This is a genomic window from Bradyrhizobium sp. BR14999, assembly GCF_056106085.1.
The window spans coordinates 1,231,563-1,254,165 of record NZ_CM148536.1; the positions used below are offsets into that span (position 1 = coordinate 1,231,563).

General features: G+C 58.8%; 19 protein-coding genes and 1 pseudogene. 9 read left to right on the forward strand and 11 right to left on the reverse strand.

All coding sequences use genetic code 11. The annotated features are described in order from the left end of the window. Positions 1 to 6: 6 nt before the first annotated feature. The 3 genes from ACR9YP_RS05795 to ACR9YP_RS05805 all read right to left on the reverse strand — a co-directional run bounded on the left by ACR9YP_RS05795 (position 7) and on the right by ACR9YP_RS05805 (position 5,137). Positions 7 to 828 carry an FkbM family methyltransferase gene (locus tag ACR9YP_RS05795; RefSeq protein ID WP_474219182.1) on the reverse strand — a complete coding sequence of 274 codons (822 nt, stop codon included), beginning with the start codon at positions 826 to 828 and terminating at the stop codon, positions 7 to 9. Positions 829 to 985: 157 nt separating this feature from the next. Then, positions 986 to 2,947 carry an ABC transporter ATP-binding protein/permease gene (locus ACR9YP_RS05800; protein WP_474219183.1) on the reverse strand — a complete coding sequence of 654 codons (1,962 nt, stop codon included), beginning with the start codon at positions 2,945 to 2,947 and terminating at the stop codon, positions 986 to 988. Positions 2,948 to 2,998: 51 nt separating this feature from the next. Continuing rightward, positions 2,999 to 5,137 carry a hybrid sensor histidine kinase/response regulator gene (locus ACR9YP_RS05805; RefSeq protein ID WP_474219184.1) on the reverse strand — a complete coding sequence of 713 codons (2,139 nt, stop codon included), beginning with the start codon at positions 5,135 to 5,137 and terminating at the stop codon, positions 2,999 to 3,001. A 1,041-nt stretch (positions 5,138 to 6,178) separates the two neighbouring features. On the opposite strand from ACR9YP_RS05805, the gene ACR9YP_RS05810 reads away from it, so the two are divergent. The 5 genes from ACR9YP_RS05810 (at position 6,179) to ACR9YP_RS05830 (ending at position 10,942) form a co-directional block, all read left to right on the forward strand. Beyond that, a complete protein-coding gene (locus ACR9YP_RS05810) occupies positions 6,179 to 7,954 on the forward strand; it encodes an adenylate/guanylate cyclase domain-containing protein (protein ID WP_474219185.1) in 1,776 nt (591 codons plus the stop codon). 152 nt (positions 7,955 to 8,106) lie between these two features. Next, the gene (locus ACR9YP_RS05815; protein ID WP_474219186.1) at positions 8,107 to 8,829 is read left to right on the forward strand and encodes a phosphatase PAP2 family protein; all 723 of its coding nucleotides are present in this window, start codon (positions 8,107 to 8,109) and stop codon (positions 8,827 to 8,829) included. 211 nt (positions 8,830 to 9,040) lie between these two features. Next, positions 9,041 to 9,520, forward strand: a complete 480-nt coding sequence (locus tag ACR9YP_RS05820) for a papain-like cysteine protease family protein (RefSeq protein WP_474220999.1) — start codon at positions 9,041 to 9,043, stop codon at positions 9,518 to 9,520. A gap of 30 nt (positions 9,521 to 9,550) precedes the next feature. Beyond that, positions 9,551 to 10,162: a hypothetical protein gene (locus ACR9YP_RS05825; RefSeq protein WP_474219188.1), complete on the forward strand. Its 612-nt coding sequence runs from the start codon at positions 9,551 to 9,553 to the stop codon at positions 10,160 to 10,162. Positions 10,163 to 10,651: 489 nt separating this feature from the next. Then, the gene (locus tag ACR9YP_RS05830; RefSeq protein ID WP_474219189.1) at positions 10,652 to 10,942 is read left to right on the forward strand and encodes a hypothetical protein; all 291 of its coding nucleotides are present in this window, start codon (positions 10,652 to 10,654) and stop codon (positions 10,940 to 10,942) included. Between the two features lie 131 nt (positions 10,943 to 11,073). Here the strand turns inward: ACR9YP_RS05830 and ACR9YP_RS05835 are convergent, their stop codons facing one another. Together ACR9YP_RS05835 and ACR9YP_RS05840 are read right to left on the reverse strand one after the other, a co-directional pair. Beyond that, a complete protein-coding gene (locus ACR9YP_RS05835) occupies positions 11,074 to 11,340 on the reverse strand; it encodes a hypothetical protein (RefSeq protein ID WP_234685091.1) in 267 nt (88 codons plus the stop codon). 28 nt (positions 11,341 to 11,368) lie between these two features. Next, positions 11,369 to 11,947, reverse strand: coding sequence for a hypothetical protein (locus ACR9YP_RS05840; protein WP_474219191.1), 579 nt, complete (start codon positions 11,945 to 11,947; stop codon positions 11,369 to 11,371). 316 nt (positions 11,948 to 12,263) lie between these two features. Between ACR9YP_RS05840 and ACR9YP_RS05845 the strand changes: the two genes are divergently transcribed. Further along, positions 12,264 to 13,055 carry a TnsD family Tn7-like transposition protein gene (locus ACR9YP_RS05845; RefSeq protein ID WP_474219192.1) on the forward strand — a complete coding sequence of 264 codons (792 nt, stop codon included), beginning with the start codon at positions 12,264 to 12,266 and terminating at the stop codon, positions 13,053 to 13,055. Positions 13,056 to 13,176: 121 nt separating this feature from the next. Beyond that, entirely contained in the window at positions 13,177 to 14,850 is a 1,674-nt protein-coding gene (locus tag ACR9YP_RS05850; RefSeq protein ID WP_474219194.1) for a TnsD family Tn7-like transposition protein, read from the forward strand. A 593-nt stretch (positions 14,851 to 15,443) separates the two neighbouring features. Here the strand turns inward: ACR9YP_RS05850 and ACR9YP_RS05855 are convergent. The 4 genes and pseudogenes from ACR9YP_RS05855 to ACR9YP_RS05870 form a co-directional block, all read right to left on the reverse strand. Beyond that, entirely contained in the window at positions 15,444 to 16,730 is a 1,287-nt protein-coding gene (locus tag ACR9YP_RS05855; RefSeq protein ID WP_474221220.1) for a hypothetical protein, read from the reverse strand. A 54-nt stretch (positions 16,731 to 16,784) separates the two neighbouring features. Further along, positions 16,785 to 17,246, reverse strand: a pseudogene (locus tag ACR9YP_RS05860) (TniQ family protein); the annotation flags it as partial. Then, positions 17,243 to 17,533, reverse strand: coding sequence for a hypothetical protein (locus tag ACR9YP_RS05865; RefSeq protein ID WP_474219195.1), 291 nt, complete (start codon positions 17,531 to 17,533; stop codon positions 17,243 to 17,245). The pseudogene ACR9YP_RS05860 and the gene ACR9YP_RS05865, both read right to left, overlap by 4 nt. A 60-nt stretch (positions 17,534 to 17,593) precedes the next feature. Then, the gene (locus ACR9YP_RS05870) at positions 17,594 to 18,319 is read right to left on the reverse strand and encodes a TnsA endonuclease N-terminal domain-containing protein (RefSeq protein WP_474219196.1); all 726 of its coding nucleotides are present in this window, start codon (positions 18,317 to 18,319) and stop codon (positions 17,594 to 17,596) included. Positions 18,320 to 18,695: 376 nt separating this feature from the next. On the opposite strand from ACR9YP_RS05870, the gene ACR9YP_RS05875 reads away from it, so the two are divergent. Beyond that, positions 18,696 to 19,343, forward strand: a complete 648-nt coding sequence (locus ACR9YP_RS05875; RefSeq protein ID WP_474219198.1) for a hypothetical protein — start codon at positions 18,696 to 18,698, stop codon at positions 19,341 to 19,343. A gap of 89 nt (positions 19,344 to 19,432) precedes the next feature. On the opposite strand, the gene ACR9YP_RS05880 is transcribed toward ACR9YP_RS05875, so the two are convergent. Both ACR9YP_RS05880 and ACR9YP_RS05885 read right to left on the reverse strand, forming a co-directional pair. Further along, positions 19,433 to 20,785, reverse strand: coding sequence for a transposase (locus tag ACR9YP_RS05880; RefSeq protein ID WP_091880269.1), 1,353 nt, complete (start codon positions 20,783 to 20,785; stop codon positions 19,433 to 19,435). Between the two features lie 132 nt (positions 20,786 to 20,917). Beyond that, on the reverse strand, positions 20,918 to 21,550 hold the full coding sequence (locus ACR9YP_RS05885) for a tyrosine-type recombinase/integrase (protein ID WP_474219199.1): 633 nt from the start codon (positions 21,548 to 21,550) through the stop codon (positions 20,918 to 20,920). Positions 21,551 to 21,805: 255 nt separating this feature from the next. Between ACR9YP_RS05885 and ACR9YP_RS05890 the strand changes: the two genes are divergently transcribed. Then, a complete protein-coding gene (locus ACR9YP_RS05890; RefSeq protein ID WP_474219200.1) occupies positions 21,806 to 22,546 on the forward strand; it encodes a hypothetical protein in 741 nt (246 codons plus the stop codon). Positions 22,547 to 22,603 lie beyond the last annotated feature (57 nt).

Below are 22,603 nucleotides of genomic sequence, written 5' to 3' on the forward strand. Positions count from 1 at the left end.
TCCCTGTCAGCGCGACAGGAACGTATTGCTCCGCGTCTTGCGCGCGATGGCAAAGCCGCGCGCAAGCATGTCGGCAATACAATCCTGCTGCCATTCGTTTTGTGACAGGTGCTCGATGACGACCGCGCGCGGCCACAGCGATTTCGGCGCGTCGCGGAAGAAGCCGATCAGCACGCGGTCCTCAAAACCCTCGACGTCGATCTTGAGCGAATCGACTTGCGTGACGCCGGCTTCGTCGAGAATGCGCGTCAGCCGCAGTGACGGGACCTTGATGGCCTCGGCGCTCACGGCGCCGGTGACGACGTGGGTAGCACCGAGATTGCCGCCGCCGCTTTCGATCATCAGCTCGCCGTCGCTGTCGCCTGCCGCGGCCTGCACCAGGCGCACCTGCGTCGCTTTCGATGCGGCGTGATTGAACGCGAGTCGCGCAAATGTCGTCGGATGCGGTTCGATCGCAACGACCTTGCCTTTGGTGCCGACCTGCCGCGCCATCACCAGCGCAAACGTGCCGACATTGGCGCCGACGTCGACGAACGTGCCGCCCGCCGGGGTGTGCTGACGCAGGAAATCGAGCTCGTCGAGATTGTAGTCGGGATTGAACAGTGCACCGCGCTCGGTCGCACTGCCCTGGTGATAGAAGCGGAACGAGGCGCCCTGATACTGCACGTCGACCGGACCGCCGCGCAGCAGGTTGACCAGTCGCGACATCCAGGGCCGGAATGCGCCGCGCTTCAGCCCAGACTGTCGGGCGAGGCGAATGAGCGCGGCCTGCGCCGCATTCGGCGCAAACGCGCCGAACGGCGCGGACGAAGGGGCGTTGTCGGTCAAGCCAGAAGGTCCTCGTTGCAGGCGGCGCATGCATAGCCGGTTTTGATGAGGACTCCAACGGCGGGTTGTAGCCTGGATGGAGCGTAGCGTAATCCAGGATTCTCGCGTCTGGGGGACCTGTCCCGGATTGCGCTGCGCTCCATCCGGGCTACGGCCCTCACGCCGCCTTCTTCGGCGAGGCCATGCGCTGGCGCAGGATGCGGCCGAGCAGCTTGCGCTTGCCTTTGCGCGGGATCAGGTCGACGTCGCTGACGAGCTTGGCGCCGCTCTTGCGGCGCTCCAGCACGATCTTGCGGCTGTGGAAGGCCTCGAGCTCGGCGCGATGCGCGACGCTGACGATGGTCGCCTTCGGCAGCTCGTCGGTGACCATCTTCATCATCTTGTCCTGGCTCTTCTCGTCGAGCGCGGATGTGGCCTCGTCGAGCACGACGATGTCGGGGCTGTGCAGCAACAGCCGCGCAAAGGCGAGGCGCTGCTTCTCGCCGCCTGATAGCGTCTGGTCCCACGGCGCCTCCTCCTCAATCTTCTCCTTGAGGTGAGCGAGACCGACCTTGCGCAGGACCTGGCCGATCTCCTCGATCGTCCAGTCGTCGGCGGCGCCGGGATAGGCGACCGCGCGGCGCAGCGATCCCGAGGGCACGTAGGGCCGCTGCGGCAGCATGAACAGCCGCCGGTCGGGATGGAAATTGACGCTGCCGCCGCCCCACGGCCAGAGGCCGGCGATGGCGCGCACCAGCGTGCTCTTGCCGGTGCCGGATTCGCCCGCGACCAGAAGCCGCTCGCCCGGTTCGATCACCACTTCGGTCTCGCCGACCACCGCGGTGCCGTCGTCGAGCGTGACGGAAAGGTCTTTCAACTCCAGCATGGCGTCATTGCTGGTCTCGCCGCGCTGGATGCGGCCAAGGCCATCGCCCTGCTCGGCGCGCTCGAGGCCGTCGAGCGACATCATCAACGAGGCGATGCGGCGCGCGCAGGCGTTCCAGTCGGCAAGCCGCGGATAATTGTCGACCAGCCAGCCGAACGCGCTCTGCACGATGGTGAAGGCGGAGGCCGCCTGCATCACCTGTCCCAGCGTCATGCTGCCGTCGAGGAATTTTGGCGCACAGAGCAGGAGAGGGACCACGGGCGCAACGAGGCTGGAGCCCTGCGAGACAAGCGTCGTGCGCATGTGTTGTCCGGCCAGGCGCGCCCATTGCCGAAGTACGCTGGTGAAATTGCGGTCGATGCCATCGCGTTCCTCCTCTTCGCCGCCGAGCAGCGCGATGCTCTCGCCGTGCTCGCGCACGCGCGTCAGCGTGTAGCGGAAATCGGCTTCGGCCTGGTTCTTGTCTTCGGAGATCTGCACGAAGCGGCGGCCGATCACCACGATCGAGCTGGACGCGATCGCGGCGTAGAGGATCGCGGCGATCACCAGGAATCCGGGAATGGTGATGCTTGAGCCGCCGAGCGTGACGGTGAGCGCGCCGCCGATGGTCCAGAGCACGATGATGAAGGTCACGGCCGATAGCAGCGCCGACGTCACGCCGGCGAGGAAATCGACCGGCGAGTCGGTCGCAATGCGTAAGTCCTCGGCGATGCGGTATTCGGGATTATTGTGGTCGCCGCCGACGAGGTTGAGCTGATAATAGCGGCCGTTGGCGAGCCAGCGTGTCAGCACGCTTGCCGTGAGCCAAGCGCGCCAGCGCCGCTGAATGCTCATGCGCGCGAACACCTGCGCGACGCCGAGCGCGATGCTGCCGATCGCAAGTGGGAAGAACATTGCGCTGAGATGGAAGACACTCGTCGCATCGCGCTGCTCGATGGCGTCGAAGATGGCGCGATTCCAGACGTTGATGCCGTACTGGAAGCCGACGGTCAGGATGATCAGCACGCCGAGGCCGATCGAGAGCGGCCAGGCCAGGCGGTCGCCGTTACGGCCCCAGAAGTCGCGCGCGCTGATCCAGAAGCGCGTCAGCAGATAATCTTTGCGGACCTGTTCGGCTTCCTCGGGTGATAGTTCGGGGTCGGGTTCGAGCAGCTCGGGAGGCGGCGGCGGTGCCACTTCATCGCCGTTCTCGCCTTTGATCTCTCCAATGGGCGGCTTCTCGCCCTGTTCGCGCTTCACCGCGGGCTTGTGCATGGGCGGACAACGCGAAGGAAATCAACCGGTTCCCTTCGGTTCCCAGCCGAATCATTCGGCGGCGCCATCCCGCACACGCCGCAGCCGTGCGGCCCGGTGCAGAATGCGCGACAGCTCTTCGATCGAATAGGGCTTCTGCACGAGATCGAAGCCGGCAGCGCCATCCTGCGACAGGGCCTGGCTGTAGCCCGTGGTCAGCACCACCGGCACGCCGATGCCGCGGTCGCGGACCGCCTGCGCCAGATCGAGCCCGGTCATCCCGGGCATCACCACGTCCGAGAACACGACGTCGAAACGATTGGCGTCCACGATGAGCTCAGCAAGTGCATCGGTCGCATTGTCGACCAGCGTGATGCTGTAGCCGAGCTCGGTGAGGCCGTCGGCGGCAAAATTGGCGAGCTCGATGTTGTCCTCGACCACCAGCACCGACATGCCACTGCCGGCCACCGCCGGCGCCGTGTTCGGCGCCAGCCGCTGCGACCGCAGGTCCGGCGGCACGCGCGGCAGATAGAGCGAGAAGGTGCTGCCTTGCCCCACCTCGCTCGCGACCGTCACCTCGCCGCCGGATTGCCGAGCGAAGCCGAACACCTGGGACAGACCGAGACCGGTGCCGTGGCCGACTTGCTTGGTGGTGAAGAACGGCTCGAAGATGCGCCCGAGTCGCGCCGCAGGAATGCCGATCCCGGTGTCGCTGACGGTGACGCGGACGAAGCCATGGTTGCCGGAGACCGGGGCCGGCGTGTCCGGAATGGTCGTCGCGGCCTCGACCTCGAAGATGATCCTGCCCTTGCCCTGCATGGCATCGCGCGCGTTGGTCGCCATGTTGATCAGTGCGGTCTCGAACTGGCCGGCATCGGCATTGACGAGACAGGGCTCGGCCGGCAGCCGTGTGACGATCTCGATGGCGGGCCCGAGCAGCGTTGCCAGCATGTCGTGCAGCGACTGCATGCGCTGGCCGACGTCGAACACCTCTGGCTTCAGGGTCTGGCGCCGCGCAAAGGCGAGCAGCTGCGAGGTCAGCTTGGCGGCGCGTGCGACTGCGTCCGCGATGGCCGTGATGTAGCGCTGCCGCCGCTCCTCCGTCAGTTGCGGGCGATTCAGCAGGTCGACCGAGGCGCGGATCACCGTCAGCAGATTGTTGAAGTCGTGCGCGACGCCGCCGGTGAGCTGCCCGAGCGCCTCCAGGCGCTGGCTGTGCTTGAGCGCGTCCTCGGCTTCGCGCCGCGCTGCGGCCTCGGCCTGAAGATGCTGGGTGCGGCGGAATGCGAAGGCGAGCAGCAGGAACAGCAGCGCGGTGGCGGGAATGCCGAACACCAGATGCTGGCCCATGGTGGCGAACCAGCGTGCCCGGATCGCCGAGGTTTCGAGCCCGGCGCTGACATAGATCGGATATTCGGCAACGCGCCGGTAGCCAATGCGGCGCTCGATCCCGTCCGATGGCCAGGCGATGGTCATCAGGCCACGCTCGGGCTGGCCGGCAATCTGCTGGCCAACCGGGCCGCCCGGGTCGAGCCGCAGGTCGTGGTTGAGCCGTGGGAAATGCGCGAGCACGGCGCCGTCGGCACGCCCCATTGCGAAGAAGCTGCCGGGATCGGAGCCGATCCTGGCATAGAAGCTTTCGAAATATTCCGGCAGGACGGAGGCCTGGATCACACCGATGAAGTTGCCGTCGTCGGAATCGCGGCGGCGACTGACGCTGAAGAAGCGCGCGCCCTGATAGGGCGGGCGTGGCGTCAGCGGCATGCCGATGAACGTGCCGATGCTCTGGTCGATGTGGGAATAGAAGTAATCGCGGTCCGTAAAGCTCAGCGCCGGTGGCGGCGAGGCGAGGCTGTTGACCAGCGCTTTTCCGTCCGCATCGAAGATCCAGGCCGATTTGAGCTGCGGCAGCGAATCGGTCAGCCGCTTCAGGCGACGGTGCAAAGCCGGCTCGCGCGCGCGGATGGTATCGTCGGAAAGGCTGCGCACGACCTCGTTGAGCTCGGCAAGGCTGCGATCGATGGTCTCGAACACCTTCAGCGCATGCTCATGCGCGACGTCGAGGGTGCGCTCGATCTCGCGGTCGGCAATGTCATTCGTCGATGTGTAGGAGATCGTGGCCGCAATGACGAATAGCGCAATCGGCAGCGCCAGGGATGCCGCCATCATCCACTGCAACAGCCTCAGCGAGTTGCGTTGCGCCCTCTGCACAGTCGCTCCGGTCCCTGGCGCGAGCTTAACTGAATCTCGCGCAGGGAAGGAAGCAGCTTATGCGAAAACCGCTGGTTGTGGACCTAAAACTTGCGCGCGCAGCGGGTTGGAGAAAATTCTGCTCAAATTGACTGCGATCGCAGAATACCCCGGCCGGCCGTGTCCCCCCACAACATAGTTCTTCTATTTTTGCTGAAAAGGTGAAGAACTTCGGCGCGGTTTAAAATGGGGGCCGGGCCAAAGTTCTTTCACATCCTCCCCAAGGGTCGATTCGAGCCTACAAAATTGTTCTTTCAGACCGTCCATCGCGCGCAACGTTTTGCATTGGGTCGGCGGTCCCGACGGGCCGACCAATGTGCCCCGGGGCCAGCGCTCGCCGCGCTGCACCGTCCGATAGATCAACATTCGCCCTCGATCCGCGCGAAATGAAAAGCCCCGCCGTCGCTGGCGGAACTTTCTGTGTTTCTTAGGGGACCTACTTTGCCCCGACCAGGGACCAACTTTGCCCACGGCTGCTACACAGAGGCGGTGTTCACAAACTTCGACTAGGCTTTTCAGGAATCCTTGTTTTTCGGCGGTTTTCGCGTATCCCCGGCATCGGGAAAGAGAGTCCCCGCTCTCTCCGCCACGAACCTACTCGGAGAGATTTTCCGAGAGCGGATACAGCCGTTTGTGGGTTTATCAACCAAATTGCTAGGCCATCGGAAGCGACCTGATTTCGTCATTCCTCGCCGCGCATACCACGGCGACGCTCAAGCATGACGCGTGAGATAACACCGGGAAATATTCTCAGGGTTGTACAAGAGGTATTTACCACCCAAGAATCATGCCCTTCCTCCGCGCAAAACGCCTGCAGTCTACTTCTCGGATGTGATTGAAAGGGCTGGCGAACGCGTTCTACCCAGCGCGCTCCTGCTTCGAGGTTTACTCCTCGCACAGTGCCCCGTGACGTTGACAGCCTGATCGTCAAATACCTAAACTCATCCCCAACTACTCGACCAGGGGCAAGTATCTGGTGTGGGTCAAGGTCCTGAATATCTAGTGGACGCGGTCCCGGATTTCGAGAGACAGCACAGAGCTGTCCTCGTTACCGATGTTGTTGGCTATACCCGACTCATGGAGGCCGACGAAGTCGGAACCCACGCACGATATCGACGACTTCGCGTGGGTGTGATTGATCCGACAATCGTCTCTCATCGGGGTGAGCTGATAAAGAATACTGGAGACGGTTTTGTCGCTGTGTTTGAGAGTCCGCGTGATGCGATCAGATGCACGACCGAACTTCAGCAACAGATTGGCAATCTAGAGGGCAGCCAACCGCCCGAGCGTCGAATAACATTTCGCACCGGAGTCAGTTGGGAACCGGTCATCTTCGATATGGATGATGTCTACGGGCACGGCGTTAATATGGCGGCGCGTCTTCAGTCCGTCGCATCTCCCGGCGGCATCGTAGTTTCATCTTCGCTACTTGGCGCGCTGGGAGACGTACGTGGCCTGCAACTCGATGACCTTGGCGAGCTTCGGCTAAAAAATCTATCGCGACCGATACACGCCTTTGCCTTCATTCTGCCAGGAGTAGATCGCGGCGCAACGGTAGGACTTTCAGGCACGTCCGCGGGGTGGGCCAAATTGCCTTCCATCGCGGTCCTGCCATTCAAGAACTTTTCATCGGAGCCTCAGGACGCGTATTTTGCCGAGGGCTTTGCAGATGACATTATCAGCTCGCTAAGCAACATCCCGGAGCTCCTGGTTGTGTCTCGCGGGTCAACGATGGCGTTCCGTCAGCGAACCATTGATCCCATCGAGATCGGCGAGAGGCTTGGTGTCCAGTATTTCGCTGCCGGATCAGTACGCCGGATGAACTCCAGCGTGCGGCTTTCGGTTGAGCTTGTGGATGTCTCAACCGCTTGCGTCTTATGGAGCGAGAAGTACGATCTAGGAATTGAAGAGGTCTTCAGCGCCCAAGATGATATCGCGATCAACATTATGGGAAAGATCGCCAATCATGTCCGCCGCGCAGAAGTTAAGCGGGCACTTCGGAAGGCGCCCCACAGTTTAAACGCCTATGATTATTTGCTCCGGGCATTGGATGCTCTCTACAAACTGGACTTTGCCAACTTCTCGCGTGCGCGGACTCTGTTGGAGAAAGCTCGAACGGAAGACGATTCATATGCCGCTCCCTACGCGTTTGGCGCCCACTGGCACATGTTTAATATCGCTGAGGGCTGGTCCTCTGATGCCGACGCAGATGCAGCCGAAGTCATCCGGCTCTCGGAGTGCGCCATCGAGAGAGACCCCTCCAATTCACTTGCTTTAGCGATACAGGGTCACGGCAGAGGCATGTTCTTTCGTGATTATGATAGCGCTATAGATTTGGTTGAGCGGGCGATCGTTGTGTCGCCGAGCAACTCCTGGGCATGGATATTCAGCAGTGGGCCATTTGGCTTCATCGGCGAGACAGAATCGGCGATTGCCCGTGCCGAGCGAGCAATTCGTCTATCACCGATTGATCAGCAGGCTTTCTTCAATTATTGTCTTCTTGGCCAAAACCATTATTTGAACGGTAATTACAATGATGCTGTTCGATGGAGCCGGAAGGCGTTGAGCCTCAATCCACGTTTCGGCAACGCCGCCCGGGTTCTGGCGAGTAGCTTGGTTGCAATCGGTCGGGTCGATGATGCGCTCCGCATTGGGAAGCACCATGCCCGCATTTTGCCGAGCTTTCGAGTCTCTGACTACGAACGGCGATGTCCATTCAAACAACCTCAGGCATCGCTATATGTTGATCGCTTGCGAGCAGCTGGCATACCTACGTAACCATTAGAAGACTGTTTTCGCTCGAAGTAGAGGAGAACGTCATGCCCTTTACACCCCTTATACTTTCCGGAGGTGGATCCGGGGGAGGTTCTGGTGGGGGATCTGGCGGTGGCTCGGGAGGTGGAGGGTATGTTGGAGGTGGGTCGCCTCCAATGCCTTTCCCGATCTCGAAGCCGCTCATCCCCCTTCGAACGCAAGATTTGAATTACGAAGTCAAGTTCCCACTGATAGCGTGGCGACCAGACTTTTTTGCTCAGATCGCGCTTGCCGAGTTTTGCCAGACTGACTGGCAAACCATTCCCGTCGCCGATCCGCCAACCGCGCATGCCGACATATTCTCTGAGATTGACTACCTGCAGGGTCCGGCGATGGACAGGCGCGCGGACCTAGCGGCAGAGATCACTGATCAGGATGTCAGGCTCGTTGCCTACTTCGCCCAGACCTTGATGCTCTCGCCGTCGGCGCACCCCAATGCGATCAGGGTCCTTGAGATAGCCAACCAGGTTGGTCTCCTCGTGGCAATGTTCTTCAAGTTCAGATTCCGAAGGGGCCGACCGCAACAGGTTTGGCCAGGTCTCGTTCCTCTGGTGCCATCGCCCTGGCACCCATCCTATCCGAGTGGTCATTCCCTCCAGAGCCATCTGATCGCGCTGGCCTTGGGAGAGGTTGCCCCGAAAGCGAAGGAAGCTCTTCTGGCATTGGCCAAACGCATCGGTACGAATCGTGAGGTTGCGGGAGTTCACTTCCCGACTGACACCATTGCGGGCCGAGACATCGCTTATTCCATATTTCCTCGCCTGGAAAGATGCAGCACTTTTCGCCGTGCGGTTGACGATGCGATTGCCGAGCGTACCGCTGCGGAGGGCCCATATTGATCAAATAGGCGAGGAGCGATCTGGGCAAGCGGGCGATTAAACGTGCCGTCAATATCAATCTGAGGATGGTCGCAGACTCATGACGAGAATTGAAAGCGCGCTCCCGGCGTCGGTTGTCCTGACCTCGCTAATTCCGCTCAATGCCGACCACAGGTTGGATGCGGTATCACCGGCGGAGTCGGAGCAGCCAGCATTGATCCCCAATTTCACTATGCAATGCCAATGTCACTCCAATTGGTGTTGGGCCGCTGTTGCTACGAGTGTCTCGGCCTATTACGACCCAGGAAGCGAATTCACCCAGTGCAAATTGGCAAACATTGAGCTCCATCGTAACGATTGCTGCGATGTTCCTTGTCATACCGACGATGTGGAATTCAACGTGCTGAACACGCTGGCGTCCCCGCTCAATCGAGTCGGCTGTCTTCTCGAGATGAGGCAGAATCAGCGGGCAACTCCAGCAGAAGTTCAACAGGAGACCGAGGCCGGGCGACCGCTTTGCGTACGTGTCGTTTGGCGTGGAGGAGGCGGGCATTTCCTGGCGATTGCTGGTTACGTCCGGGAAAGTCGCAGGCTTGTCATCAAGGACCCATTCTTTCAGTCAACCGAAATTGATTATGATCAATTTTGTACTCAGTACCAGAACGGGAGCGGGGTCTGGACGGACACATACTATACGACAGCCGCCAGTTAGAACCTATCTCGCGTACGCGGGGGCAATGAGATGCCAATCGAGTTGTGCGATATTCCTCCGAGCGCGTTGGAGGTAGTGAAGCAAGCGCTGTTGAATCCTGACGCCAGACCAAGATTGCCCAATCTTTCGCGCGCAGACATGGGGAAGGTTTCGCTGTCGATGCCGCACAAAATTGCTTTTCTCCAGCTAGACAGCCTTCGTCTTGGGGGACTCCTCCTCCGAGAGGCGGCGCACATCACCGGTTGGCGCTTTCTTGTGTATGAGTCCCGGAATGGGGACAAAGCCGCTAATGGCGTCCCTACCAGAACATCGGTGCCAATCGCGGTGGCAACGGCGATCAAAGACGGGGAAATGCAATACAAACTGGGCGAGTTGAACGAGGGGCCGCTGATAGAGCAAACCGCGGAGGGGATTCGGTATGCCGAAAATCTAGTGGTGGTCCAGAGAGGCACCTTTGAGATTCTCTTTCTCATGGCGCCGGCAGTCTACGTGGCAGCTCTGTGGCTGAAGAATCGCGAAGGCAATGCTGATCTCGTGATGGCGTTGCCGTGCTCGAATCCGCGCCTGCGCCCTTACGATCCGATCACGGCAGGTCGCTTCACAGAGATACTGAGAGAATTGGCCAGAGAAGTGACTATCTAACTGCTCGCATGTTTGGACGCTGCTCGCAGAAGGGAGGCGCGAGCAGTCGAAAAGGTGCGGATACCTGGTGACAGCCCTGGGACCCGGCACCGGCGCCCCTTCAGGCGGTCCGGAGAGATGGCCGAGTGGCTTAAGGGGCACGCTTGGAAAGGGTGTGCGGGAAGCCGCCCGTCCCCTGACGACCGAGGATCTCAGGACGGTCGTCGTCGGCGGCGGCGAAATGTCGCCCGAACTGCGCCGGCGGGTCGCAATCCACGAAGGCTCACATATTCTCATGGATGTCGTCCCCCACGGCGGTCAGAATATCGTCGCCACCATGACGCCATCCGGCGCGCGGGCAGGCGCCTCGTTCCGCTACGGCACGGCTTCGGGGCAGGGAACCGACCGCGATCTTGCGAAGCGGTTGGATGTCCTCCTTGCCGGGCGAGCCGGCGAGTGCTCATGCTCGGTGAGGCTTGCGACGGAGCGGGGGGACAGAAGGGCTCCGACTTGGCTATCGCGACCGCCACGGCAGCCACCATGGTCGGGTCCTTCGGACTGGCTGGCGACACGCCGCTCCTCTACCTCGATGCCGCGACCGACACCTCGCACCTTCTCTCGTTCGAGAGCGTGCGTGGTCAGGTGAACACGGAATTGGAGAAATCTCTCGCGCGGAGCACGCGCATTCTCCGTCGGCACAGGAACGCACTCGCCGCCATCGCCGGTCGGCTCATGCGCGATGGACGCATCGAAGGGCGGGAGGTCGAGGCCTTCATCGACAACCCGCCGACGCCGGAATGATATCCGGGTTCCAAACATTGATCGCTCCACTCGCGCGGACTTCATCGCATCCGCGAGGGCAAGGGAGCCGCCAGCCCGACTTCGGAACGTTGAATGACTTCTCTCCAAATGGACGACGCGGCCGGGGCTCCTCAGTGGTCTACCGGTGCGGTCTTCAGCACATCGACCCAAGTACACATGCCGGAGTCGTCCTTATAGCACACGGAGATATAGCCCGGTTTCGAGGATGGAGCATGTCCGCAAACCGAACCCGCGCGGGCACCGTGCTGCGCAAACTGCACGAAGTTCTCCTCCACATCGGAGAACTTGACCCGACGCTTCTTGTAGCCGAGTGCGAGCGCCGTCTTGAGGGTCCGCGGGATGCCGCGGTGCCGAACGGGAATATCGTCTTCCTTCATGAAATCTGCTCCTTGCAAAAGGCTTCGGTCAAGGCGTGCGTCCGCTGATCGCGTTGGCAACGGCGATGCCGATCGCGGCGGCGAGATCCTGGTTCTGTTGGTGCACAGCCGCGGCAGCCGCGGCGTCGTTAGGCGCAGGTCCAAGAGTCAGAACGAGATCCTGCGTGCGCGTGCGTTGCGCGTTGAAGAAGTTGCTACCCTGGTTGGCCGAAACGCGCACCAGCTTCCAGCCCGGCGTGGCGTTCCCACTGTACGACACCACGAAGGTAATCTGATTTTGCAGTACGTCCTTCTTGGCGACCTTTATTTCGTTCTGAAGGTTCTTGGCGAAGTCGCCCGTCACGCCGTTGTCGACGAAAGCAGTGCGCAATGACATGATCAGCCACTGTCGTATTTTCAGGTCGCCCTCGATGAGAACGCCGCCGGGATACTTGCATATCGACGGCAGCGTATCGCTTCCCGCAGCGACCGCCTGTCTCTGGAGCTCATCGTAGGTCCTCTTCGCCACGGCGAGTTCTGGAGTCAACTTCCTCAGAAGATCGGTGACTGGCTTCGCGGGCGGCTTCGCTCCTGTCCGGGCCAAGAAGGACGGCTTTTCGACGTCCACCTTCGTGAACTCTCTAAAGTCGACGAACCAGGAGACTACGGCCTTCCGCGTGGCGTCCGCGGAGCCAGTGGCGCCCAAGGAAACCGGAAAGCACGCATGCAAGTCCGATCGTTGCAGCTGCAACCTGCAATCTCCCCATAGCTCCGCTCCCCCGCAGTTGGCGGATTAAAGCCGTAAAACTCTACGTTGTGAAGTGGCGTCCGACAATTTATCTTCGGGAGCCGCTTTCATTGCCGACGAACTCGAGCTTCTTTGAAGGGAAGCCGAGCGGGCTTCGGGAGTGATGGCGACGTTGGCTTGCAGACTGGAGGGCAGGATGACCTCAAACATTTGCTCGCAGTATCAAAAAGCTGCAATGGCGATGGGCTATAGGGTAGGCATCGCAAAACTCAAGACAAACAAGTTGGCGAAGGAATTTGTCGGATTTTACGGAACTGCTTTTCTCGAGAAACTTGGCTGCCACTTATCAGAACGATCGATAAGCCTTCAGCGGGCTTTCTATCCAGCGGGCACACACCATCCACTGGTCCACATTCTGATCCAAATATTTCTCGAAAGCAAAATGGTGTCATCTCGATCGGTAGTGACGTCTCCGGGAATAGACCACGTACCTCGACGAGATTGGAAATGCCCTAACACTTACGCGAGGCACCACGAGAGCTTCAGAATCCCGAACATCTCCCTCCGGAAGAGTAGAGAAGGTACGACTTACTATCACGGAAGATGCACTTGCGGTTTCAATTTTGCTTTCGCGGAAAGCCAAAAAGGCGATCCCAGCAGACCGAAGGTCAAAAAGATTAGTGGCTATGGGATAGCCATGGAGAATGAAGCTAGACGCCTCTACAAGAGAAGGCGGTCAGTTAGGTATGTGGCAGACACCATGGGACTCTCTCACAGAGTTGCGGACCGACTCGTCAAGCGCCAAAAAAGCGGAAACGAACTCAACCGAGCGCGGATCGGCCGCATGCGAGCCGAATGGAGCAAAACAAAGTCAAGATCCGCCTATCAAGCGTTGATGAAATGGGATCGCGATTGGATACGGGCGTCCAGGCAAAAGACCAGCGGGCGGTCCATTAGAGCAGTCAAAACGACTGCCGAAGGCGCGTAAGGCAATCCAATGGCGTACCTTTCTCTTCCGCGCCCTTAAGGGCTGCAGATAGAGCCGGGTCCGATCCCGTGGATGCTCTTGGGTCCGCCGGACTGATCGACGTTTTTGCTGCGGTAGCTTTATGAACCTTGCCCTGCCCAAGCCCTATCCAGACGAATTGATCTACTCGGTTATTGCGAGACATTTTGCATACGTTCAACCGGAGATGCGATCTACAGCCCGGAAGTCAATCGACGGCTCCGCATGGTTCTCGACTAGGTATGTCAGGAATGCGGCCGAACTTTCTGAACGCACACGCCTGACTTGGCGGATGTCCGCCATGGAAATCCTTGATCGACACACGTTGCTTCCCTTCAACGGTGCCTACCTTAAACCAGACGTCCACCTGAGATGCATCGAATGTTTCGGGTCACTAAATCCGCACGGAGGTTCGGTTGCCCTCGGTATGGGAAACTCGAATGTGGACGAGCCAAAGTTCTTTCGGTTTTGCGTTTCCTGCCTCAATGAGGATCTACAGGAATTCGGGGAGACCTACTGGCGCCGAAAGCACCAACTTTCGGGCACGCTTTTTTGCGTCAAGCATGAAGAGATATTGCGTGACTCAACTGCTTTGATGTCGCCGCTTGATTTATCGACGCAGGATGCGACCCTGCATTGCAGCGTAGACGCTCAACCTGTTGCTTCGCTCACCAACGACGAAGCAGCCATCGCATACAAGATCGCGGCGCGCGCTGCCGAGATACTCGACGGAGGTCTTTCGCCATGGCTCAGTCCAAACACAGGAGATCGGTATCTTAAGGCTGCTGTCGAAGCGGGATATGGCTCAGGCGTCTGTAAACTTCAGACGCGGGTGATCGGCAGCGACTTCATAAAATACTTTGGCGATCCACTACTGAAGAAGCTCGGGTGCTTGGTGAACGAGCGCTCACGGCCCTTCCGCAAGATATTCTATAAGGATGGATGCAACCATCCACTGTTGCATATCTTACTCCAGATCTTTCTGAAGGAGGGACCGTCAACAACTCGCTCAAGGCCAAGCCGCGATGGTTTAGACGGTTCGTTCCGAAGAGCGTGGAAATGTCCAAATCCCTATGCCAAGCACGAAGAAGGGTTTCGAATTCCGGATGTCTATCTGAGGCGCTCCAAAGCGGATGACCAATACTTCCACGCAAGATGCCCTTGCGGGCACGTGTTCAACTTTTGGCAGGCACGGGAAGATGATCCGGCGATGCCGCTCGTTAAAAGAGTGAGTCTGTATGGCCCAGCCTTTGAAGCCGAAATGCTGAGGCTTTATCAACGTCATGGTACGATTGACCAAGTTTGCAAAGATCTGAATGTACACTGGAGGGTTGTCAGGCGCGTCATCGATGGCGTGCAATCGAAGTATCATCCCTCACCAGAGAAGATCGCTACTCTGCGGAAACGTTGGATTGAGGAGCAGAAGCAGAGAAAGGCGGGAGGGGTTTACCAAGCTCTGCTGAAGTATGACCGCGCCTGGGTGACCGATCGCCCCAGCCTTCGGGGAAAACGAGGATCACCACAAAAGCGCTCAGCGCGAGCGCAGGACTTCAGCTTAGCGAAGCGTATCAAGGCCGCCGCGCAACAACTTCGCAAGAGTGGCCAACGCGTGACAGTCTTGGGTCTTAGCCGGCAGTTGGATCAAAAGCTTAACGTGCGCGGCCTAAGATTGATGCCCAAGACGGCCGCGACTTTGGCGACGGTACTTGACGTCCACAGTCGAGCTTTGGAGCGCGAACGCAGGCAGGTCCTGGCTAACGGAACTCTGATCCAATAACCGACCCGCGGTCGGCGATAAACTGTGAGCCAATCAGGGAGCATCTTTGAGAGCCATTCTGGGTGGGTCTCTGGAAAGCACGGCATGAAGGGCGCCGATGCGCCGAGAGGGGGATCGAAAGAAGCGTTCTGCCGCCCGCAACGCCGGGGCCATCGCAAAGTTTGAATGGCACCGCAATCCCGTCGAACGGACAGACCGAAGGTCAGATTACGCGCCTCAAGATTGTTCGACGTCAAATGTACGGTCGCGGGAAAATCGATCTGCTTCAAGCCAGGTTGATCGGCTCAGAATTGTCGGCGCTGCACCAAACTTGCGTCAGAGCCCTTATTCCACGCCGAAACACACCTCGCCCCCCGCATCGACGGGCCGGACGAGCGGCCAAGGACTCTGACGTTTCGCCGACACGACCGAGCGGGACGATGTCGCCGTCGTCGGACGTGCTGCTTCAATGACGTGACCTCAAGAGTGTAGTGCATGACCCTGAGCTTTCGACGTTTCGTTCGGCCGCAGATCGGTCGTCCTATCCTCAAGATCCGTCGAAACGAGTTCTACGCCTTAATTGGCGCTACTTGTCCAACGGCAACGTGGTGGGTCTAGAGCACCGGCCAGGAAAGTAGCGACCCTTTCGCCGTCTCAGGGGAGCCTTCCGTGTTCACGAGGTCGGGGTCTTTGGCATGACGACCCCTCTTTTCGGCAATCGCGTCATTGTCGGCTTTCTTCTGCAAACCGACTGTCAGGTACATCGAATAACCAGCATACCAGCACATGAGCGCACCCAAGACGCACGTTGCGATCGACCAGAAGTTCCAGCCCCACGGATCGAGACCGCTCGAAACAGACCAGAAACGGTATCCCCGAAACACTTCGTGGAGCAGCAGAGACAGGACGACGATCTGCGCAAGGCCTCCGAAGAGGGTAACAGCGCATGAGAGTAGGAACGTCCAGAGGTAGCCGTGGTATCCGACGGAGTAGACTTTCGACGCGACGTCCTTTTCGAAGCTACCCCTCCTTAGAGCGACGTAGATGAACGGGGCAACCACGACGACCAACGAAAGCAAAAGGGCCGCGGCCGAATAGCCTGACCTGCTCGCATATAGAGTAAGATCCGGAAGGGCGCTCAAGCTAAGCGCGGTCGCAAGGACCCCACCTACGAGGGTCGTGGTCGATGTCCAGCTTTTGGCAAATTCCCACGCGGGGGAGCCCAGTTTGAACCACGGTGGTATCCAGGCGACGAAGAGGCCGATTGCGATTCCGGCAAAAATCGCGGTGCCGATGGAAAGCCAAAAACAGTACCACAGCGGAGTGACCACGGCCGATGTCACGTAACGCTGAACGAGCTTCAACTGTTTGAGTACGGTGTCGCCACCGTCGGTGCGCAGTTCGAGATAGCACGTCGCCGGCAGCATCACGTCGGCAACAGACAGGTGAACCACGGACATATTTCCCTGCGGAAGCTTGGCGATCGCCTGGGGCGGGACCTTGCCGCATCCGTTGTCCTTCTCGTCCAGAAGCTTCAACGAACCCGCTGCATCCACGCTTGCGGCGCTTCTGATCGGAATGTCGAATTCAAACCCGCCTGAACTGTTCGGCGACAGCGTGGCTGCGGCTCCGTCCACGAATACGAGGCTCGGCTTCGGGGTATCGCCGTATGCAGGGCACCTCCCGGCGACCAACATCAGCAGAATGACGGCAAGGGCCCTGCCTGGAATCGACACGGCGTGGTCGAAGGCGCTCGTTCTCACGTCCAGCCAAGAGGTGGGCGTGCCGGTCAATACAACAGCCGCTCGCTGAGCTATCAATCGCGCGAGATGAAATTCGTTTGCGCTCAACAAAACGTGCGGCCCAAACGCGGGGGTGCAATGTGCGGTCGCATCCAGCATGGTCGTTTCGTTTCTTTTTCCAAATCGGGCAGTCGAGTCTCTCAACAATTCACCATGGCGGATGCAAATAAGTGTTCCACTGAGTTGATGTTCTCGTCTCCAATAGGTTTCCCCAAGGCTCTCGATATCTTCACGCAAGCAAGAGGGACAAAATCTCAGAAATTGAGGTTGAGACACATTGGAATTACTCAGCCCAAGCGTAGTCGCCCCACCACGAGGGCTTTCGGCCATAAAACACAGGGTGCATCGCAAGTATGTTTCCGGATCGAGAAATGCTCCATAGAAGGGAAGCATTGTATGGCGCTCGATGATTTCCAGCCCCGACAACCCCCAACTGAGACGTGTCTTTTCAGCGAGGTTCGCAGCACCTCTCACGTATCGTGTTGAGAACCGCCTGTGACCGTCAATGGACCGATGCGCAGAAGCTATCTTCGTCGGCTGCAGATACGCGAAGTGCCGAGCGAACACCGAATAAATCAACTCATCGGGATAGGGCCGAGGCAGACCGAGATTCATACTGCCTCCTCTTCAAAGTCTGCAAAATAGCCTGCGGAAGACAACGCTTCGATCGGGTCGTGATTCTCTGCCTGTGCTTCTTGGAAAATCGCGACAAGCTTACTCGCTGTCGACGGTGACCGAGCCTTCCTATTAAGCGCCTCCAATTGTCTAGAGGCTATGTTGTCGATCTGAGGGCTCGAGAACAGTTTCTCGACAAGAGCCCCTACACATTTGGGGTCTTGGCCGACATGAAGCAGGTTGGACGTCAAACGCTTTCGCTCATCGTTGAAACGCTTCTCGGCCATCGTCGGTTTCCCTGATCAGCATACGCTCGACCAGTGCAGGTCCGTTATCCCGCGTGGATGTCACGCCAATTCTCCACGATAGAGAAAGTGCGAAGCGGGAAGATCCGCCAAACTTCCGACGCTAAGATCCACCCGGAAGGCTTTTTGGCTAAGCATCCGTCGGGCTGTGCTTAATGTCCGACCAGCCCGCAGCGCGAAGCGGCCGTCGATGACGCTACAAACGGTGCGCAGCGGAAAATTGCCGAAATCTGGAATCGCGCCGATCAAATATCCGCTGATTAGTCGTTCTTCATTGCGGTCAGTCCCGTCGTCGGGCAGGCAATCAAACATCCATTCGAGATTTGCGCTTACCTTGTTACGAACGCTTGATGCGGGAATGATGGACCACGGTACGCCCCTTTTTTCCCAATAGACCCTCTCAATGTCGAGCTTCTCCAGCGTTCGTCTGTCCACCAGTGCATCGTCGGGCTTAACCGCGTAGGCACACTCCATCGGTCCTGAGCCAGTCGACGACTTGACCAGCAGATCAGTCGTCATGACGATGCAGACGCCATTGGCTCTCGGATGCCTCACGCCGAGGTCGGCGGCGATCCTCAGCGTTTCCTGCCGCGGCAGCGGGAACTGCTCCCTGATGTCCAAGGTACTATCGTCGTAGCACATACGGAGAAACGCGTAGTACTCGTTGTCGGACAGCAGATGATGTTGGCGACCAGTTACCGACCAAAAGACGCGGTGGCTTTTGCCAAGGACCTTGTCGACTTGGGGAGTCCGTCGCCTGATGATCATGTGAAGATCACCCGTCCTCGGTGGCCCGGGTTTTCTGAGCGGCACAACTAGACGTCGGCGAATCGAGGAAGCGGCGCCAAACTTCCGTTCCGATTTTAGGTAGTATTCGAATTCTCGCGATCTTGTCGACGCTTAGTGCGGTGCGGACAGAAATGACGTTTTCGCGCAAGCGACACAGAACACCGGTGCGAGGGATGGAAACCGGATCCCGCTTAGCGATCTGAGGGGGCCCGGTTCGCGACAGCTGGTCCGGCAGAGCCAAGCGCGCCAAAAGGCTACCTTGCTGTATTTGTTGTTTTTATTCACACTCGCCCTCATAGGTTGCGGGAATAATCCTTCGCGTCTGCCCGCGGATGTGCGTAATCGGGGACGGTCCATGACCGGGGAAGAAGCCTACGAAGCGCGCTCTCGAATATTTGGCGGTTTTCGGTCGGACGGCAAGCCAGCCATTCAACGTATTGAAGACGCGCTTCGACTGATCGAATGCTGTGCTCCGCTTCACTATCGGCGGGTCAAGAACCACCTTTCAAGAATTTGGGTGCACCTCGTTCCGCACGGCGCAGGCTGCTATTTGCATTCCTTGAACGCTTGTATGCTGGATGAGCGTACCGTTACTTCTGAGACGACGACAGTTGAGTGGATCGCATCCGCTATTGTTCACGAGGCGACCCATGCGAGACTCGATAAGTTGGGCATCCGCTACGAAGTGGCGATCCGCCAGCGGATCGAACGAATCTGCGCTCTAAGAGAGCTCGATTTCGCTCGACATCTGTCGGGCGTCGATGCCTTGCAAGAAGAGATCATGTGGAGGATCGACCGGTGCAATGAAGAAAATGTGCTCTTCACCGACCAAAACATGTGGAAGACAATGGATGAAGGCAAGGCAGAGATACTCCGACATCTGGGAACGCCAGAATGGCTCATCACCCTGGTGTTTAGGGCGAGAGATCTAATTGGTGGAATCCGTCGCTTCACCCGACGCATAGCCGGGATTTTTGTTCTGCAATCAAATAGCCCGAAATGACCGCTATTGGCCGATTCCGTTGAAAAAGGCCGGCAGTATTTCGTTGTAATAGCTCCGTCGCGACGTGGCCGGAACTGCTCTTACTGACCCTATGCGAGCGTCGGGGTGGGCATCGGGATCAGCTTGGCCATCTTTCGAAGGTTTTGGGCGGTGGCTGCGAGGATGAACTCGTCGCGCGCGCCGTTTGGACCTCGTAAACGCAAACGGTCGAGCTTGAGAATGCGCTTGAGGTGCGCGAACAACATCTCGATTTTCTTGCGGAGCCGGCGCGAGGTGCCTCCCTCCCACGATCTCGCGATCTGGCGCGCCATGTCGCGAGCGCCCTCGTAGATCGAGCGGGGCACTCTCCGTGAAGCCTGCTTGGGGCAGCATCGGGGCTTCAATGCGCATCGATCACAATCGCGCTTGCTGGCGAGGTAAAGCATGGTAGCACCATCATTCACCAACGTTCCGGTCGTGGTAAGAATGTTGCCACCAGGGCAACGATAGATGTCCCCAGCATGGTCATAGGTGAAGTCGTCGCGCGAGAAGATCCCGTCTGTGCGGGCCGACTTGTCGAAGACTGTAACGTGCGGCTCGATCCCGTGCTCATAGACCAGCCAGGCGAGCATCTCGGCCGAGCCATAGCCGCTGTCACCGAGCAGCCGGCTCGGATAGAGATCAAACCGCTCCAGCGAGCGCTCAATCATGCGCTTGGCGGCCAATACCTCCGCCTGCCGGATTGCCGTCGTTGCCTCAACATCGACGATGATCGCGTTCTCGATGTCGACCAGATAGTTCGTCGAATAGGCGAAAAACGCTTGGCCGCCGTGCGCCCCCGTCCAGCGCGCCGCCGGATCGGAAGGCGATACGAACTTCGGGGTAACCTCGGTCGCGGCTCCGAAAGCGGCATCATCAAGGCCGGCCAGATACTCATCGATTGCTCGGCTGGCAGCCTCCGGCGGAAGTCCCTTATCGCCTTCGATCCCCTTCTGCCGATTGGCATCGGCCTTGATTAGGCTCGCATCGACTGCAAATCCCTCACCGCCGACCAGTCGTTCCTCGATGCAGCGGCGCAGCACGCTCTCGAACACGCGACGGAAGAGGTCGCTCTGCCGGAAGCGGCCGTGCCTGTTCTTGGAGAATGTCGAATGATCCGGCACCGTCCCGTCCAGACCGAGCCGGCAAAACCACCGGTAGGCCAAATTGAGGTGAACCTCATCGCACAGGCGCCGCTCCGATCGGATGCCGAAGCAGTAACCGATCAGGAGCATCCGGATCATCAACTCGGGATCGATCGAAGGCCGACCGATGCTGCTGTAGAAAGGCGCCAGGTCCCGCCGGACCTGTTCAAGATCGACAAACCTGTCAATCAACCGCAGCAAGTGATCAGTCGGGATATGTCTTTCGAGCGAGAACTCATAGAACAACGCGGTCTGTTCGACTTGCCGATGCCCCATCATGATCTTCAGTCCTGCCAATTAGACAGACTGAATCACTGATATCTCTGCGTCGCAACAGCCGTCTTTTTCAACAGAATCGGCCCGAAGCCGTCCGCGAGGGCAGAGCAGATCGCGTCCGCTCTGCCCCCGAACTCAGACGTCTACCTGTTCTGCTATCGCCAGGGCATCGTCAACTTCGATGCCGAGATAGCGGACGGTACTTTCAATTTTCGTATGCCCCAGAAGGAGTTGCACGGCCCGCAGGTTGCCGGTTCGGCGATAGATCAAGGTCGCCTTGGTCCGGCGAAGGGAATGGGTCCCGAACAGATGCGGGTCCAGTCCAATGTCAGCGATCCAGTGAGATAGGAGTCGGGCGTACTGGCGGGTCGTCATATGTCCACTCCGGCACCGGCCAGTGAACAGGTACTCTCCTGACTTTTTGCCAGTGACGTGTAGGTAATCATCGATTGCCTGCCGGGTCAATTCCGTCAGTTCAAATTTGACTGGCCGGCCGGTCTTCTTTTGTCGAACGTTCGCGCGGTCGGCCGCATATCCGCCCGGCGCGAGGTCATCGACTTTCAAGGCTACGACGTCACAGCCGCGGAGCTTGCTGTCGATGGCGACGTTGAACAGCGCCAGATCGCGCATTCGGCCTTCGACCTGGAGCTTGGTTCGGATTGACCAGACGTGTTTCGGACGGAGCGGCGGCTTTGCCCCGACGATCTTCCCCTTGTTCCAAGGAGCGTGTTTCGAGACGGCAGGGATGGTGCTTGGGATATCAGTCATGTTGACCTCCTCAGCTGGTGAGGCTGGCCATTTTCAGCTTGAAGCCCGTCCAATTCTCGCGTCCGCTTCGAGACGATTGGAGACTTACTTGCGTCCAATTCGAACGAGGAAGGGGCCGATGCTGACCCAGACCGGACAACCGGCACACTTTGATGTTTGGGGAAGGGCTGTTACTTTCCGCGGCCACCCGCCCTTGTCTGACTGATCCAAGTGCCGCGTGGAGAGGGCATCATGGCGGCTGGGGACAGGTCCAGAATGAGCTTTTCAATACGATCTTCTCTTTGGGCGGCATTCGGGATCGGAGTTTTTGGTCTGGCACCCGCTTGTGAGGCTGTTTTAGCTGCGCCCGACGACTGGGAGAGATTGCCCGACGGCCGGGTGATAATCCAAATAAAGGACGTTCGGCTCGCTCTTCCATCTGAAGGAGACGAAACCCAACTAATCCGGTTTACCGATCGCCTGCACATTAAGAACGAAATGACTCTGGCAGATGTCATACAAGCGCCCGAGGCAGCCCGCCGGATGTTTGCGAACGCCAGTTTGATGAATGTGAGTCTTCCAAACAAGTCGGATCGGAGCGGCCTGTTCTTGGGCAAGTATTCTCGTGCTGACTTCCGGTCGTTTGGTGCAGGCTTCGCCATCGGGAAAGGGGCACTGGCAGATTGCGCCCGTTGGGCTGCAACGTATGCGCGGCTCGCCGGTAGTCTTGCTCCGGGAGATCCCCGTTTCGAGTCCTCTGGTTGGGCGGAATTCAAAGTCGGTGATCGTCCACTTTTGATGGCCTATGTTCGCGCCTCACCGAACGAAGGGCACACATTCTCGTTGGGAATTTCGTGCAACTCTTTCAAATTCTGCGGTTCAACGAAATGCCTAGGTCCTGACATTGAGTTTTCGTATCATTTCTCGGGCAATGTCATTGCGCAACCCGACTGGCTTGCGGTCGATCAGAAGGTCCGTAACCTGCTGGACTACGTGCTTGTCGATCCGGTGAATTAGGCGACCGCAGATCGGATCTGCTCAACAGCGTCAGCTTGCAGCACCTGACAAGCTGCT